The organism is Pseudoalteromonas sp. S3260 (genome assembly GCF_005886925.1).
Lineage (GTDB): Bacteria > Pseudomonadota > Gammaproteobacteria > Enterobacterales > Alteromonadaceae > Pseudoalteromonas > Pseudoalteromonas tetraodonis.
Window position 1 is genome coordinate 1 of the sequence record NZ_PNCV01000236.1, and the last position, 210, is coordinate 210.

At 49.0% G+C, this 210-nt stretch carries 1 pseudogene; it reads right to left on the reverse strand.

The annotated features are described in order from the left end of the window. A pseudogene (locus CWC14_RS19485) lies at positions 1-210 on the reverse strand (hypothetical protein); the annotation flags it as partial.

Here is a 210-nt window from a genome sequence, read left to right on the forward strand (position 1 = left end):
GCCTTTTGCCAAAATATCACCGCCAATTCGCGTTTTCGCAGGAAAACCAGGCGGTATCGTATAATCTCCTGAGCTACCGCCACTGACATCAATATCGCCGTTGGCATGAACAGTCCCGGATATAAATCCTGCTCCGGTAATGTTGATGTTTCCTGTTGCACGTACATCACCCCACGTGGAAGAACCACCACTGACAACGATATCCGCATT